The organism is Phytohabitans flavus, from assembly GCF_011764545.1.
GTDB lineage: Bacteria > Actinomycetota > Actinomycetes > Mycobacteriales > Micromonosporaceae > Phytohabitans > Phytohabitans flavus.
In genome coordinates, this window is the sequence record NZ_AP022870.1 from 1,074,758 (window position 1) to 1,089,002 (window position 14,245).

Below are 14,245 nucleotides of genomic sequence, written 5' to 3' on the forward strand. Positions count from 1 at the left end.
GATGTAGTGGTGCTGGGTCCCCTGACCGCGAGCAGGCCGGGCCACCCGGCCGCCAGGGTGATCCCGGCGGCCAGGGCCGCCGTCGCCAGCGCCGCCACCGCACACGCGCTGGCCGCCTTAGCGCCACACGCGACCCGGCACCCGCCCAGCTCCACCGCCCTCGTCCTGCCCGGCAGGGTAGTCCGGCTGCGATGAAAGAAGACATGCGATGACGACACGTTCCGCGGCAACTGCCGCGAACAGCGCGGTTGTGCAGGTTCGGCCCGCCAACGCGGGCGAGGTCGACAGGATCGCCCGGGTTGTGCTCAACGCCAGCGTGGACACTGTGGACAGTGCCTGGCTGGTCGACGACCGCCCGGATCGGCTGGCCATGTTCGCGATCGTCTGGCCGGCGGTCGTCGACTACGCGTTGGCCCACGGGCGCGTCGATGTCGCCATCGACGCCCCGGGTGTAGTCGTCGGGGCAGCGATTTGGCTGCCGTCCGCGGTGCGCGATCTGGACGCCGAACGGCAGCTGCTGGCTCGCGCTGGCCGGTACGCGGATCGGTTCCGGCGGTACCAGGATCTGCTCATCGCGCAACAGCAGACGGTCCCGACCGGGTGGCAGCTGATCACGGTGGCGGTGCAGCACGGGCGCCGCAGCCAGGGCGTCGGTTCGGCGCTGCTGCGCTACCGGCACGTCGTCCTGGACCGGTACGGCCTGCCGGCCTACGTCGCGGCGGCCGCCGCCAGCCTTCGAAATCTCGCCCGACGCCACGGCTACCAGCCCGCTTCCGACGCGGTCCTGCTGCCCGATGGCGGACCTGCGTTGTGGCCGATGGCCCGCCAACCCGCACCGCCGGGTACCGAGCCCGGCACCGACGCGGGACCTCACCCGCTCCCCGACGACCGGACAGATGCTCCTCACCCCGGCCACGAACCAACCCCTGGATCACGACAGCGCGCTTGGCTGGCAGCCCCGCGCCCATCCCGTGGTGGGCGCCTTTGACAACCGACACGAAAACCGTGGACAGGAAAGAGGTAAGGATGAGAACCGCGTCGTCCCCACCGACGCAGACCACTCCCGCACAGCAGCGGCGGCTCGGACCGGCAGCCGGCGCGTTGGGCCAGGGCCGCGCTCCGCGCCGTCGCACCTCAGCTGTTCCCGCGCGCGGCGGGGGTGGGTCGTGACCAACCGGGCCGCTCGCAGTGCGGTCCGGGCATCGTCCGGGCCGGCCGGTGCGACAGCCGTGACCGGGCCGGACAAGGCCGATGCGCGGTGGCGGGTATGTCGGGTGCTGGAGTACCTGCACGGCGGGTGGGAGGTTTTCGAGGCCGACCGTGAGCAGGGCCGCAGGTTGGCGCGGGCGGTGCCGGGAGTGGCCCGCATGGTGGGGCAGCAGCGCGCGTTCACCGGCCGTGCCGTCCGATACGCGGTCCGGGGCCGGGGTGGACCAGGTCCTGGATCTGGGATGCGGTCTGTTGAGCACCGGCAGCGTCCACGAGGCCTTGCTGGACGTCGCGCCGGCAGTGCGGTCGGTACACGTCGACCTCGACGTCGTCGCGGTCGAACGCGCCCAAACCGTGATCACCGCAAGCGGGCGTAATGCGGTGGCCGCGGCGGTGCGGGGCGACCTGCGCCAACCGCGGCCGCTGCTACAGCAAGCCTCCGGCCGGCTGGACCTGGCCCGTCCCCTGGCCATCTTCGTCGTCGGGGCACTGGCCCACCTGACCGATGACGAGGCCGCCCGACTGCTGGCTGCACTCCGGCAGGCCACCGCGCCAGGCAGCGTGGTCGTGGTCACGCATGCCAGCGCTGACGTGCACCCACAGGCCGCCGCCCTCCAACCGACGGTCGGCGCCCAGCCACGCAGCCGCCGCATGCTGCGGTCACTGCTGACCGGCTTCGATCTGGTCGAGCCGGGCATCACCTGGGCCACCGACTGGCACCCCGACCCGCCCGACCGGCCCGAACCCGAGCCGATCAATCTGCACGCCAGCCGGTACCTCCTGGCCGCGGTCGCCCGCCAAAGGGTGGGCCAATGACCTCGGCGGCCCCCGCCGACAGCCGTACCGACGCACCACCCGCCCTCCTCGAGGAGGGCGGCAAACCGGCTACACCATGGGGTAAGCAGCGGCGGGCAGAGGCGCCGCACCGCGCCCAGATTGCTGACCTGCCCACCACTGGTGACGTGACCGACCCGGACTGGCCGTCCGCGCCCATGGCGACCTCGATCGACCGGTGGCGCTGGTGAAGCTGTGGTCGCATCAGGCCGAGGCGGTCGACGACTTCTGCGGCCAGGTCAGCGACGGCGAGCGCGGCACCGTCGTGGCCGCTTGCGGGACCGGGAAAACTCTTATGGCCGCGGAAACATCCAGGCGGCTGTCCGCCGATGAGGCGGTCGTGGTGGTGGTGCCGACCATCGACCTGTTGGCGCAGACGATCCGGGAGTGGCGTGCCTACCTAGGCCCCGCGATCGGCCCGGTCGTCGCGGTCTGCAACGCGGTCCAGATCAGGCAGGCGGCCCGGGTCGCGGGTATCGGCCTGCACGAGGGCGTCGAGGTCACCACCGACCCGGACCGGCTGGCCCAGATGCTGGGCCTGGGCCGGGTCACCGTGGTGGCCACCTACGCGAGCCTGCCGGTCATCACGGCCGCGCTTCGCCGACTGCCGGCCTGCCGGGTCGGTCTGCTGGTGGTGGACGAGGCACACCGCACCGCCGGCGCCCCAGGCAAACCGTGGGCGATGGTCCACGACGACCTGGCGGTGCCGGCACGGCGCCGCATGTATTTGACCGCCACACCGCGGATCGTGGTAGACGACGACCAGCCGGTCATCAGCATGGACGACGTCAAGGTCTACGGGCCGGTCGTGCATCGGATCAGCTTCGCCACCGCGATCGACCTCGGCCTGCAAGCCGACTACCGCCTGGTCGTCGCCGTCGTCACCCACGAGGAGTTGGCCGGCTGGAAACTCGACGACGACGAGGTCATCGCGGTACACGGCCGCACCCGACCCGCACGGATGCTGGCCAGCCAGGTCGCCCTCGCCCGCGCGATACGCCAGTACCAGCTCCGACGAGTCCTGACCTACCACAACCGCGTCGCGGCGGCGAACTGGTTCGCGACCACGCTGCCCGACGCGGTGGACCTACTCGGCGACGATGAACGGCCCGAGCAGCCGCTCACCGCCTGGTCGGTCAGCGGCGCTTCCAGCTTCGCCCACCGCGCCCGGGTGATCGCCGACCTGCGCGGCAGCGACGACCGCCCAGTCGTGGTCAGCAACGCCAAACTCTTCAACGAAGGCGTCGACCTGCCCGCCGTGGACGCCGTCGAGTTCGACGACCCACGATCGGCGATCAACGACGTGATCCAGGCGATCGGGAGGTCCCTTCGCCTCGGCAGCCAGCCAGGCAAGGTCGCCACCATCATCGTGCCGGTCCTGACCGCAGAGGCCCACCTGGCTCACGGACTGGACCAGCGTGCCTGGCGGACGGTATGGCAGGTGGTCAACGGCCTGCGCGCCCACGACGAACGCGTCGAGGACCAACTGACCACGCTGCGCCGAACCAGCGACACCATGCCGGACGGGCTCGAGCCAGGCTCTGCGGCGCATGATCCACCGAGGGCTCCGTCGTGGCTGACCACCATCGGCCCCCATGTCCCGGACTGGTTCGCCGACCAGATCCGGCTGCGGATGATCACCGCCACCTCGCTGGCCGACCTGTGGCGGCGCCAGTACGCCGCCGCGGAACGGTTCCACACCACACACGGCCACCTCGATGTGCCGGTCGACACCGACGACCCCGACCTGATCGCGCTAAACGAATGGCTGCACGATCAACGAAGCGCCTACAACGCTGGCCGGATGGGCGCGGACAGGATCGCCCTACTCGAGCGCATCGGCATGATCTGGAACCGCCACGAACACCGTTGGCAGACCATGGTCGACCGCTACCGGCACTGGCTCGCCGACGGCAACGGCCACGACAGGCTGCCTGAAGACCTTCGGCTGTGGCGCAACGTCGCGCGCCGGGACCAGCGGCTGGGCAAGCTGACGCCGCAGCGCAAGGCCCAGTTGGACGAACTGGGCATGCCCTGGCAGACCTCAGCGGCGATCCGATGGGTCGACGGGCTGGCCCACCTCCGCGCCTACCGGCGCCAGCATGGGCACCTGAGGGTGCCGATCGAGCACATCACCGAGGACGGGTACCCGCTCGGCGCATTTACCACGCAGCTACGCCAGGCCAAACGCCGCGGAGTCCTTCCCGCCGACCGCGAAGCGGTGCTGGACGAGCTCGGCATGGTATGGAACGTCAACGCCGACGCCTTCCAGCGCCAGTTCCCCAAAAATCTGGCCGTCCTCCGTAAGTTCCACCACGAGCACGGCCATATCCGTCTGCCCAGCACTCACCGACTGTACAAATGGCTTCGGTCGCTGCCGGACAAAGACCTCACCGCTGAACAGCAGGCTCAGCTCGACGCGCTCGGGACCACATGGCGAGGCAAGCCGATGCAAGACGAGGCCCGGAAGCCCCAGGGTCTCGGCATAGTCGCGGGATGTCCGGCTTGACGGGTTGGTGTAGACGCGCCTTTGCTGGTGTAGCAGGGCGGGCATGACCGGTTCGGAAGATCATCGCGGTTCTCGAAGCCTTGTTGATCTGTCCGAAGTGGAGTAATGCCCGCGCTGCCATCATCGCTGATCTCGTCCTTGTCGTTGGCCCCGGCTGGCCCGGTGCCTGAAACCGCCGCTGGGCTTCCCGCGGCACTGGCGGACCTGCCGGATCCTCGCGCCCGCCGCGGTATCCGGCATCGGTTGACGGTCGTGGTGACCGCGGCGGTCTGCGCAGTGTTGGCCGGCTACCGCTCATACGCGGCGATCGCCGAGTGGGTCAACGATGCGCCAGCACCGACCGCAGTTGCGCTGGGCATCGACCCTGACCGGCGGCCGTCCGAAGCGATGATCCGCAGGCTACTGCAGGCCCTGGACCCAGACCTGCTCACCGCGGCGATCGGCGGCTGGCTCGCCACTCGGGCCGCCGCAGCGCAACCTACGGCGAAGCGCGCGATCGCGGTCGACGGCAAGACCCTGCGCGGCTCACGCACCACCGACACAGCGGCCCGGCATGTGATGGCGGCCTGTGACCAAGGAACCGGCATCGTGCTGGCAAGCACCGACGTCAACGGCAAGACCAACGAAATCACCCGCTTCCAGCCGCTACTCGACCAGCTCGACGATCTACGCGACACCGTCGTCACCGTCACGCGCTGCACTGCCAGCGCGAGCACGTCGCCTACCTCACCGAACGCGGCGCGCACTGGATCCTGACCGTCAAGGGCAACCAGCCCAGCCTGCACGCCCAGCTTGCTGCCCTGCCCTGGCGCGCCGTCCCGGACGCCGTCCGCGACACCGACCGCGGCCACGGCCGCCGTGAGATCCGCACCCTCAAAACCCTGACCATCTCCACCGGCATCGGCTTCCCGCACGCCGCCCAAGCACTACAGATCCGCCGCCGGCGGCGCCGCCTCGACCAGCCGCGACGCTTCGCCACCGAAACGGTCTACGCCATCACCAGCCTGTACGTGCACCAGGCCAAACCCGCCCAACTCGCCGCCTGGATCCGCGGCCACTGGAGCATCGAGAACAAAATCCACTGGGTGCGGGACGTCACCTACGACGAAGACCGATCCCAAATCCGCACCGGCACCGGACCGCAAGTCATGGCAGCCCTACGCAACGCCGCCATCGGCGCGCTCCGCGCCGCCGGCATCACCAACATCGCCGCAGCAACCCGCCACCACGCCCGCGACAGCAACCGCCCACTACAGCTGCTCGGCATCATCTGACGCCTCTTGCCGCAGCCTGGGGGCTTCCCGGTCAAGTGTCGGCGTGCTCAGCGTCGGAGACCGGGGAAGACGGACGGCGCCGCCGCGGGCGCAGCCGGCTACTGACCCAGTGCACGGCGCCAATGGTCATGAGGAGGACGGCCGGCCAGATCAGATGCACCCAGCCGCCGCCGAGCAGCAACGCGGCACCGAGCAGGGCCTGACCGCCACCCTCCACTAGCACCAGCCGGCCGTCCATGCCAGTGAAATCACGGGCCGCTGTACCGCGGCGAAGCAGCAGCGTCGCGCCGCGCCACAGGCCGAGCCCTCCGAACACCAGGAACATCCAGCCCGCCACTATCGTCAACCAGCTGGGCATCCCCGACTCCCACATCGTCTTTGTCGCTGTATTGATCGACTGTAGGTCAGAGAAGTCGAAGCGAGAACCCGAAGGCGGCGGCCGCCGTGACGGAGCCCAGCCGGGCACACTCCCGCCGGCTCAGCCGCGTCGCAGCACCGGAGCCCACATCTGCGCAAACCAAACCAACCTGACCGGCGTCACGACTTTGCCGGGGCCCTGCCGGAAGCCCCGACACAGTCCCGCGACGCCCGGCAGCGGCCCCCGTCACCGACGACCGCTCCCGCAGCACCAACCGTCGTCCCGTTCCAGGTACCACGGACGGCATGAAGCCCGGATCCGCAAAGGGTCGGCGGCGAAGCCCAGTCACCAATGCCTGCCAGGAACCGCCTACAACAACCCATCTGCCCTTTGGAGAACCGTGCAGCAGCCCGACATCAGCGACGCCGCCCACAGTGGACGGCACCTGACCGCATCCGCCGTGGTGATCGACCCTGCCCGCCGGGTGGTGTTGCTGGCCGTCCACAACGTCACCCGGCTCTGGCAGTTTCCCGGCGGCCATCTCGAGCCGGACGAGAGCGGCGACGAGGCCGCGATCCGTGAGGCGCGAGAGGAGACCGGAATCCACGCCACCCTCTGGACCCGGGACCGGCTCGATGTACCTGCCGGCGTCTGGCAGCCCTCGCCGATCATGACCATCCAATATGTAGCGCCGGCCAACCCCCGCTGGGACGAACCCGAACATCTCCACGTCGACATGCTCTACCTCACCACCGCCGACAGCCTCGTCGTCCCCATCGCTCAACCCGACGAAGTCGACGACGCGCAGTGGATGCCGATCGACCAACTAAACGGCCCGGACGTGCGGCCTGACATACCGGTGATCGTCGCGGCCGCGTGGCAGCTGCTACAGCCGCGCCGCCCGTAGCAAGCATCCGTCCACCTGCACGGCGCCACCCAACTGATGCGACTGGGCTGGACCGCTTTGTGGCGAAGAAAGGGGCGTAACGTGACCGTCATGCCCGGTAGATCTGACCTGGGTGCGAACAAGCCGATCCCTCCGCCTGGTAGCACTCTTCGCTGCTGCCCGAACGGCGACGGCACCCCGGGGGCGGGCCTAGCGTCAGCTTGACGGCTCCTCGTGGGCATCGACCTGAATCATCGGCTCGCTAGGACGTTCGGCGCTGGCAAGCAGGATGCTGGTGTCGGCGCTGAGGAACCACTCACCGATCTCTTCCTCGGTCATGCTCCTGAAATCTGGCAGTTCACTCATAGCTGGATCCTCCGAGCCTGGTTGGGAACTTTGCTGCGCATAGCCGGGGCTTGACGTCTCGCGCCTGCCAGACGGACGAAACGTTATGACTGACCCACCGGCACGAGTACCAATGGCTCTCTGATCGGCGATCACAGAGTGGACCACGAACACGTTGCTTAGTTCCGCTGCACAGATGTTGGTGCGGATGCGCTTCCAACGCCTGCAGGTCCCGCAGCCGCGTCAGTACGGCGTGGCCCGACGTGGTATACCGATATGTCCACGATGGAGTGGGGGGCCATACCAGGCCCAAGGACGACGTTCCACTGCAGATAACGCCGTCAACGACGATGTTCCGCGGTAGCCAGCGACGTAGTAGCTGGGCGATGTCTGCTGACCCGCCCGCGATTGCAGGTACAGCCGATCCGGCAGGCAGAAGGCGATGATCCGGAGGCCGTCGTTCTCCGGACTTCGCGTGTCTCATGAGACATGTCGTCGCCACCGGCGTACCTTTTCTCAAGGGGCGATACGCCCGCTTCTGCGTGACATCGCGACATGCGGACCGTGAGCCGCTGCGCGCATGGCGCAGCGGTCGCCTGAGAGGCGCTCAAGCACGGTCTCCATATAGGGTCGACGACGTGTCGTGGTTTTGAACTGAACGTTTCATTCCGCCCCTTGCGCTTCTCAAGCGGTTGGTTCCTAATGCGCCCGTTGGTCCGAGGTGGTTCTGAACCCCTTTGTTCCGAGGGTCACATCAGCGACATATTTCTATACGCTTTGGCTTGACGTGGTTGTTGACACATGCCCTTCTCTGGATGGTTGGAGGATGCGGTGTTTCTAAACGCCCTTCGGCGTGACGTGGTTGTAACTCGTCAACAACCCCGCGCAGTGATGCCTGGTTTCTATACGCCCTCCGGCGTGACGTGGTTGTCGACCTCACCATGCACATTCGTGGAGATGGTGTCAGGTTTCTATACGCCCTTCGGCGTGACGTGCTTGTCGAGGTTATCAGGTTTTCTGTGCCTGTGACCTGCGGGAATGCGGGCGGCTTGCGCTGCACGCTCTGGCGGATCGACGCGCGTTCGAAGGATTGCAAGATCATGATTGTGTTTGTGCTGCTTAAGCGGCCTGCGCAGTCGAAGCCTTCCGCCTATGATCAGCCGCCCAGGCCGAAATATGTCGAATTGTTTACTATGGTCTTTTCATAATACTGCCCAGTGGAGTTGGTGTCGGCGGTGGCCTGTCCGAGTAGTGTGATGCCGTTCCAGCATGTGCCGCAGATCGGCGTGATGTGGACGGCGTCGGTGCGTGTGTCGATGATTCCCGTGACGCGCGTGGGTAGGTCGGTCAGGTCGGCGGGTTCGAGGGTGCAGATGAACGTACTGCGTTGGATGCGGTCTCCCCAGTTTTGTAGGGTGGCGGCGGCGCTGGCCCGGCTGTCGTCGCGGGAGATGTCGTAGCAGATCAGTACTGTCGGCATCGTTGTCTTACCGCCAGTTCCGCCCGGTCCACGGCTCGCTGCGTTCGACGTGGGCGGCTAGTCGCTGCGCCTGCCGGTTCAGGCTTCCGGTGTATCCGGGCAGGGCTGCACGGGTGGTGTGTCGTGTCCGCCGTACCCGTCGATGAGCGCCTCCCGCCCGGGCCTTGGACAACAGCACCGCGCGGCCGTGTTCGGTCCGGCCGTGTTCCGGCCTGAGCCGGCCGCTTCCGGGGGCGGTGACGACGACCCGGTCGACTATGAGCGGGCGGGATTCCTCGATGAGGTCCAGGGCAAGGCTGGGTCGCCGGTCGGCGGGGTGTGCAGCGGCCCGATCGCGGGGTCGAGCCCGGCGGCGGCCAGCGCCGCGGTCGCCTCGCCGCGAGCAGCAGCGTGTATCCGAAGGAAAGGGCTGCGTTGACCACGTGCATCGGCGGGCGGCGAGATCGGCTCTCGAACCGCAGCGGTTCGGGTACGAGCGCGTTCATGGCTTGGAAATGCCCCGGGCGGCGGCGCCTTCGACTCCCATGATCTCCTCTATGGCGGCCGCGGGTCAGGGGTTGTACCAGCACGACCTGTTTGCGGATCTTCGCCTCCAGCACCGCCCGCCCGAACGGGGAAGCCGACGTGCCGACCGCGGCTGACCCGTTCGGCCTTCTACGCGGCGATCGCCCCGTGCCATCACCCTTTCGATCGCAAGCGGGCTGGCACGCTTGCCGTCGGTCGGGAAGTCGACCGTGTGGATACGTTGACTGTCGGTCTGGGGCTGGTTGAGTTGAGGGATGGTGTCGCCTGTGGACCACCGGCTGTTCCCCTGCGGGCGGGGTTGATCGGATGGCGGATGTGGTGGTCCTTTCGTGGGAGCCGCAGCGCAGAGTGCTGGTTTATGTTCCGGTCGAGGCTGGCAACGGTGGATCGGCGGTTTCGTTGACGGTCCCGCCGGGGTCTGCGGCGGAGGTGTCGGCGCAGTGCGAGAAGGTGTCGCTGCCACGCGTGGGTGTTCTTGAGGTGGACGACGAGGTGTGTCTGCTGGAGTTGTCCGGTCCGGCGGCGACGCGGTGCTCTGCCAGGTGGCAGAGGGGATCCATCCGGCTGCGGCGCCGTGTCGGTGGTGATGCGGTGGGTGAAGTGCGGCCGGAGGCCGTGGGGTTGACCGACCCGGATCTTGCCGCGCAGGTGGAGCGGATCGGGTCGTTCCTGCTGTTCGAGCGGCCGATCGGCGGGGTTGTCGGCTGTTGGGAGTGCGAGGGCGGCCTGTCTGGCTGGCTGGAGCGGATGCGGGCGCGGCGGGTCGAGGCGGCGGCGCGGAAGGCCGCGCGGCAGGCAGCCGTCGAGGCGAGGCAGGCGCGGGAGGAGGCGGGGCGCCGGTTTATCAACCCCTACACCTTTGTGCCTTTCCCGGAGGCGGTTGTCCGCGAGCCGCCGGCCGGGCATCATCTGCTGGCGGCAGGCCGGTTGGGTGGCATGTTCCGGGTGCGGTTCGAGTTCGCTTCGCCGATGCAGGCGCCGGAGGGTGCGGTGTCCGGGCAGCATCTGCGGCTGCCTGGCGCGTCGGTGAAGGGTGCGGTGCGCTCGCTGCACGAGACATTGGCCGGTGGCTGCCTGCGGGTGCTGGACGAAGAGTTCGTGCCTTCGTACCGGGATGTGGCCGCGGCGCTGGCGGCGCGGTGGACGCTGGCCGTGGTGGAGGAGGTGACCGGGGATGGGCAGCCATTGACGGTGCGGCTGTGCGATCCGGTGGTGTGGGTGCGGGCCGGGCAGTTGCGCCAGGCGTGGGGCGGGCAGCTGGCCACCGGCTGCCGGGTGTCGTTCGACCCGCCAAAGCAGCTGACCAGCCTGCAGCGGTACGAGTTGCCCGAGGACGAGCCGGTCGAGCGCGGCGGCGATTGGGTGGTGCTGCTGACCGACGCGGGGGCACGTCGGCCGCAGACGACGCTGAAGAAGCCGGGGTCGTACTTCGCCGCCTGCGGCCGGGTCGGCGATGACAGCGCGGTGGGTGAGGTGGCCGAGTCGGCGTGGCGGGAGTTCCGGCGCGCGGTCGCGGGCGCGCGGGAGGTCACGCAGCGGCGGGCCAGCGCACGGACTGGTGAGGCCACGGCGGACTGGGTGCCGGTCGAGTTCCGGGGGCAGCAGATCGGCCGCCGTAAGGCGGTGACCGGTTTTTTTGACCGTGGTGACGTGCTGTGGGTCAGGCGCGACGGGTCCGGCACGGGTGTGGACGGGCTTCGGATGGCGGCGATCTGGCGGCATGTCGGCGCGGGGCCGCTGGGCGCCCGGGTGCCGGCGCATCTGCTGGCCTGCCCGCCGCAGCCGCCCGCCGTCCCGTCGGGGGCGGCCAGGCCCGAGCGCGGCCAGCCCGACGAGTTCGAGCGCGGGCACGGTGAGGCTGAGCAGGAGTTGCTGTTGTGCCCGTCGTGCCGGCTGTTCGGCGCGGCGGACACGGTGTCCCGGGAGGCGAGTGAGACGGCCCGGCAGCGGGCGTACGCCGGGCATGTACGTATCGGCGACGCGGTCTCGCCCGGCCCGGTGGAGCTGGCCGTGTTCTCGCGGGCGCCGTTGGGTGCGCCGCGGCCCGGGGCTGGGCAGTTCTATCTGGGGTACGACGACACGGCCGCCGCCTCGACCGGGACGGCGTTGCCGACTCGGGAGTGGGGCGCGCAGCCCGACGCCGGTGCTCCGCGGCCGGTGCGGGGCCGCAAGTTCTACTGGCACGCCGACCCGACGGTGCAGGACGTGCCGCGGCATGCGGCCCGCGACCATCAGGCCAGTTCGAGGATGCGGGTGGAACGCCACCTCGCCCCGGCCGGGACGGTGCTGGAATGCGAGGTGAGTTTCGACAACCTGAGCGAGGCTGAGCTGGGTGGGCTGCTGGCCACGTTTCAGCCCGAGGACGTGCTCGGGCGGGCGGACCGGCTGCGGCTGCACCTGGGTGGGGGAAGCCGCTGGGGTTGGGCAGCTGCCGTGCGTCGGTGTCGCAGCTGAGCGTGTGGTCGGCGGGCAGCCGCTACGGCGACGCGGACCCGGTCCCGGCCGAACCGGGCCGGTTGGTGGCGGCGTTCGTTGGATCGGTGCCGGCCGCGGTGACGGCGACGTGGCCGGCGCTGGCGGCCGTGCTGGCCGCTGACAGCGTGGACCCGGCCCGGGTGTGGTATCCGCCGGGCGCGCACTGGACGGATCAGCGCGATGACCTGAAGCGGTTCGATGAGCCGTTCGCGTTTTTCGTCGGCACTTCTGGGATGCATCTGGCCGAGGGCCCGCAGCGGCGGCTGCAGCCGTTGCCCGACCCGACCGCGCCGGATCAGTCGTTGCCGATCATCCGCAAAGAGGATCTGGGCAAGGGTTCGGAGTCCGGACGGTGATGACCTTTCTGGACGTCGGGGTGCGGCGGATCCAGCCGTATCTGGGTCGGACCCCGGATTTGAAGGGGCGCCGGGGCGCCTCGGCGTGGTTGAGCGACGCCACCGACCGGGACAAGCTGACCGGGTGGATTGATCGGAATCCGGTGTTGCGGGCTGCCGGTGTGCGGGTGAACCGGCAGGCGGGTCAGGCCGATGGGGTGGTGCCGCTGTGCCTTCCACCGGAGGGCGATGCGGGGGCGGTGGCGCGGGAGGTGTTCGACTACCTGCACGACCGGCTGCCCGCGCTGGATTTGGCCGCATCCTGGGCGACAGCTGATTCCTATGTGGAGGCCTACCACGCCTGGAGCACTCGATCAGATCTGACGGCAACATTGCGCAGCGGCCCGCCGGTCGTCGACTTCCCGCCGTTGGAAAGCTGCGGGCAGTGCCGGGTGGACCCGGGACTGCAGCGCAGCCAGATTCACGAGAAGCGGCCGTGGCTGTGCGCCGACTGTTTGCAGCGCTACCACGAGCGGTACCGGTCTGCGGGCCTGCGGGACGGGGCGGTGCCGGTGGGCGCCGAGTGGGACCTGCTGCAACGGTTGGGACGCGATTATCACGACGTGGTGTCGGACTTCGGCGAGCTGGCGGCGCTGGGCGACGAGCACAGCAACGGCAACCATTTGGCGACCGTGTTCGCCGACGGCAACAGCATTGGCGCGCTGTTCGACCGGGTGATCGCCAGCGGCGACCCGGACGCGAAAGCGCAGGCGTCCCGGGCGGTTTCCGAGGCGACCCGCGACGCCCTGCGCGAGGCGACCGCAGCGGTCCTGGAGTCCGGGGCCAGGGTTCCGGTGATCCCGCACGTGGTCGGCGGCGACGACCTGCTGGTGTCGGTGGTCGCCGACCGGGCGTGGCGGTTCGTCACCAGCTACCTGCGCGCGTTCTCCCGGCTGCTGGCCGCCGACCAGACGCTGCGGCCGTTCGTGGCCAGCGGAGCCGGGGAGCAGACCGGCGCGTCGGCTGGGGTGGTGTTCGCGCATAACGCGTTCCCGTTCCGCCGGGCGGTGGAGCTCGCCGACGAAGCCAAGGACACGGCGAAGCGGGCCTACGGGGCCGGCAGCCGGCCGTGCTGTGGCTGGACGTGACCCGCGACGGCGAGCGGGCGCCGGCAAACCGGGCGCCGTGGACGCTGGCGGATCTGGAGCAGCACGCTGAGGCGATCCGGACGCTGCGTACCGTGCCGCCGGCGGGCCGGCAGGTGCTGGAGCGGCTGGTCGACACCGACGATCCCGCCCTGTCCGCCGCCCGGATCCACGAGTACGTTCGGCGGCTGGACCGCGGCGATGTCGTCGAGCCGTTCCTGGACGGCGGCGCTGCGGCGGGGCGGATCGGTGACGCGTTGGCGCTGGCGAGGTGGTGGCGGTGAGGTTCCAGATCGCCTTTCACACCCCGTTCCGGGTGGCCACCGGCCGGGCCGGTGAGGGGGCGGATGCCACAGTGGACCGGCAGAACCCGTTGCCGGCGTCCAGCCTCAAGGGTGTGATGCGCTCGGCCGCCCGCGACGTGCTACAGGTCGCACCGGACTGGGTGGATGCGGTGTACGGCACCGCGTGGCAGCCGTCCGCGTGGAGTTGGTCGGACGCCGCGCCGCAGACCGACACGCCGCCGCAAGTGAAGGTTCGCGCCCGCATCCAGATCGCCCCGGACACCGGCACGGTCGTCGAGGGAGCCTTGGCCATCGCGGAGGAGGTGCACACGCCGCTGGCGCAGTTCACCGTCAGCCGGGTCGGCTGGGTCAACCCGGACCTCGTCGCCGCGCACGAGGCGGTCCTGATCGCCTCCGCCCGCGCGGTCACCGCAGTTGGGGGAGACCGCCGCCGTGGCCTGGGCTGGGTGTCCATCACCCCGACCGACCCGCCCTGGCCCACCGACAACGACCAGATATCGGCGTATGTGGATCGGCTCCTCGCCGTGTTGGCCGACCTGCCACCGACGGGTGAAACGCGGTGAGG

14 protein-coding genes and 3 pseudogenes are annotated in these 14,245 nt (G+C 69.5%); 12 read left to right on the forward strand and 5 right to left on the reverse strand.

Translation table 11 applies throughout. The features are described 5' to 3' along the window. Positions 1 to 208 precede the first annotated feature (208 nt). From Pflav_RS04565 to Pflav_RS47140, 6 genes and pseudogenes are all read left to right on the forward strand, one after another. Complete coding sequence (locus Pflav_RS04565; RefSeq protein ID WP_173033987.1) at positions 209 to 988, forward strand: hypothetical protein; 780 nt, start codon at positions 209 to 211, stop codon at positions 986 to 988. Then, a pseudogene (locus tag Pflav_RS44860) lies at positions 897 to 2,025 on the forward strand (SAM-dependent methyltransferase). The gene Pflav_RS04565 and the pseudogene Pflav_RS44860 overlap by 92 nt, the downstream one beginning before the upstream one ends. Then, positions 2,022 to 2,234, forward strand: coding sequence for a hypothetical protein (locus Pflav_RS04580; RefSeq protein ID WP_173033991.1), 213 nt, complete (start codon positions 2,022 to 2,024; stop codon positions 2,232 to 2,234). Before Pflav_RS44860 ends, Pflav_RS04580 begins: the two are co-directional and overlap by 4 nt. Beyond that, a complete protein-coding gene (locus Pflav_RS04585) occupies positions 2,231 to 4,552 on the forward strand; it encodes a DEAD/DEAH box helicase (RefSeq protein WP_173033992.1) in 2,322 nt (773 codons plus the stop codon). Before Pflav_RS04580 ends, Pflav_RS04585 begins: the two co-directional genes overlap by 4 nt. A 252-nt stretch (positions 4,553 to 4,804) precedes the next feature. Further along, complete coding sequence (locus Pflav_RS47135; protein ID WP_269474595.1) at positions 4,805 to 5,308, forward strand: ISAs1 family transposase; 504 nt, start codon at positions 4,805 to 4,807, stop codon at positions 5,306 to 5,308. Next, entirely contained in the window at positions 5,305 to 5,826 is a 522-nt protein-coding gene (locus tag Pflav_RS47140; protein WP_269474603.1) for an ISAs1 family transposase, read from the forward strand. The genes Pflav_RS47135 and Pflav_RS47140 overlap by 4 nt, the downstream gene beginning before the upstream one ends. A 31-nt stretch (positions 5,827 to 5,857) precedes the next feature. Here the strand turns inward: Pflav_RS47140 and Pflav_RS04595 are convergent, their stop codons facing one another. Next, a complete protein-coding gene (locus Pflav_RS04595) occupies positions 5,858 to 6,184 on the reverse strand; it encodes a hypothetical protein (protein ID WP_173033993.1) in 327 nt (108 codons plus the stop codon). Positions 6,185 to 6,584: 400 nt separating this feature from the next. On the opposite strand from Pflav_RS04595, the gene Pflav_RS04600 reads away from it, so the two are divergent. Next, positions 6,585 to 7,091: an NUDIX hydrolase gene (locus Pflav_RS04600; protein ID WP_173033994.1), complete on the forward strand. Its 507-nt coding sequence runs from the start codon at positions 6,585 to 6,587 to the stop codon at positions 7,089 to 7,091. Positions 7,092 to 7,286: 195 nt separating this feature from the next. Here the strand turns inward: Pflav_RS04600 and Pflav_RS04605 are convergent, their stop codons facing one another. The 4 genes and pseudogenes from Pflav_RS04605 to Pflav_RS48460 all read right to left on the reverse strand — a co-directional run. Then, positions 7,287 to 7,436, reverse strand: a complete 150-nt coding sequence (locus Pflav_RS04605; protein WP_173033995.1) for a hypothetical protein — start codon at positions 7,434 to 7,436, stop codon at positions 7,287 to 7,289. Between the two features lie 1,135 nt (positions 7,437 to 8,571). Then, entirely contained in the window at positions 8,572 to 8,895 is a 324-nt protein-coding gene (gene cas2 / locus Pflav_RS04610; protein WP_173033996.1) for a CRISPR-associated endonuclease Cas2, read from the reverse strand. A 7-nt stretch (positions 8,896 to 8,902) separates the two neighbouring features. Further along, positions 8,903 to 9,199 (reverse strand): annotated as a pseudogene (locus Pflav_RS48455) (CRISPR-associated endonuclease Cas1); the annotation flags it as partial. 85 nt (positions 9,200 to 9,284) lie between these two features. Further along, positions 9,285 to 9,380 (reverse strand): annotated as a pseudogene (locus Pflav_RS48460) (CRISPR-associated endonuclease Cas1); the annotation flags it as partial. Positions 9,381 to 10,011: 631 nt separating this feature from the next. On the opposite strand from Pflav_RS48460, the gene Pflav_RS04620 reads away from it, so the two are divergent. The 5 genes from Pflav_RS04620 to Pflav_RS04640 are packed head-to-tail and all read left to right on the forward strand — an operon-like array spanning position 10,012 to position 14,243. Next, the gene (locus tag Pflav_RS04620) at positions 10,012 to 11,874 is read left to right on the forward strand and encodes a hypothetical protein (protein WP_173033999.1); all 1,863 of its coding nucleotides are present in this window, start codon (positions 10,012 to 10,014) and stop codon (positions 11,872 to 11,874) included. Then, on the forward strand, positions 11,862 to 12,251 hold the full coding sequence (locus Pflav_RS04625) for a hypothetical protein (RefSeq protein ID WP_173034000.1): 390 nt from the start codon (positions 11,862 to 11,864) through the stop codon (positions 12,249 to 12,251). The genes Pflav_RS04620 and Pflav_RS04625 overlap by 13 nt, the downstream gene beginning before the upstream one ends. Then, a complete protein-coding gene (locus Pflav_RS04630) occupies positions 12,251 to 13,378 on the forward strand; it encodes a Cas10/Cmr2 second palm domain-containing protein (protein WP_173034001.1) in 1,128 nt (375 codons plus the stop codon). Before Pflav_RS04625 ends, Pflav_RS04630 begins: the two co-directional genes overlap by 1 nt. Then, positions 13,360 to 13,659: a hypothetical protein gene (locus Pflav_RS04635; protein ID WP_173034002.1), complete on the forward strand. Its 300-nt coding sequence runs from the start codon at positions 13,360 to 13,362 to the stop codon at positions 13,657 to 13,659. Before Pflav_RS04630 ends, Pflav_RS04635 begins: the two co-directional genes overlap by 19 nt. After that, positions 13,656 to 14,243: an RAMP superfamily CRISPR-associated protein gene (locus tag Pflav_RS04640; RefSeq protein WP_173034003.1), complete on the forward strand. Its 588-nt coding sequence runs from the start codon at positions 13,656 to 13,658 to the stop codon at positions 14,241 to 14,243. The genes Pflav_RS04635 and Pflav_RS04640 overlap by 4 nt, the downstream gene beginning before the upstream one ends. Positions 14,244 to 14,245 lie beyond the last annotated feature (2 nt).

Excerpts from the sequence above, each read along its gene's own strand:
- cas2 (WP_173033996.1), bottom strand. The coding sequence starts at position 8,895 with ATGCCGACAGTACTGATCTGCTACGACATCTCCCGCGACGACAGCCGG.
- Pflav_RS04580 (WP_173033991.1), top strand. The coding sequence starts at position 2,022 with ATGACCTCGGCGGCCCCCGCCGACAGCCGTACCGACGCACCACCCGCC.
- Pflav_RS04595 (WP_173033993.1), bottom strand. The coding sequence starts at position 6,184 with ATGCCCAGCTGGTTGACGATAGTGGCGGGCTGGATGTTCCTGGTGTTC.
- Pflav_RS04630 (WP_173034001.1), top strand. The coding sequence starts at position 12,251 with ATGACCTTTCTGGACGTCGGGGTGCGGCGGATCCAGCCGTATCTGGGT.
- Pflav_RS04605 (WP_173033995.1), bottom strand. The coding sequence starts at position 7,436 with ATGAGTGAACTGCCAGATTTCAGGAGCATGACCGAGGAAGAGATCGGT.
- Pflav_RS04565 (WP_173033987.1), top strand. The coding sequence starts at position 209 with ATGACGACACGTTCCGCGGCAACTGCCGCGAACAGCGCGGTTGTGCAG.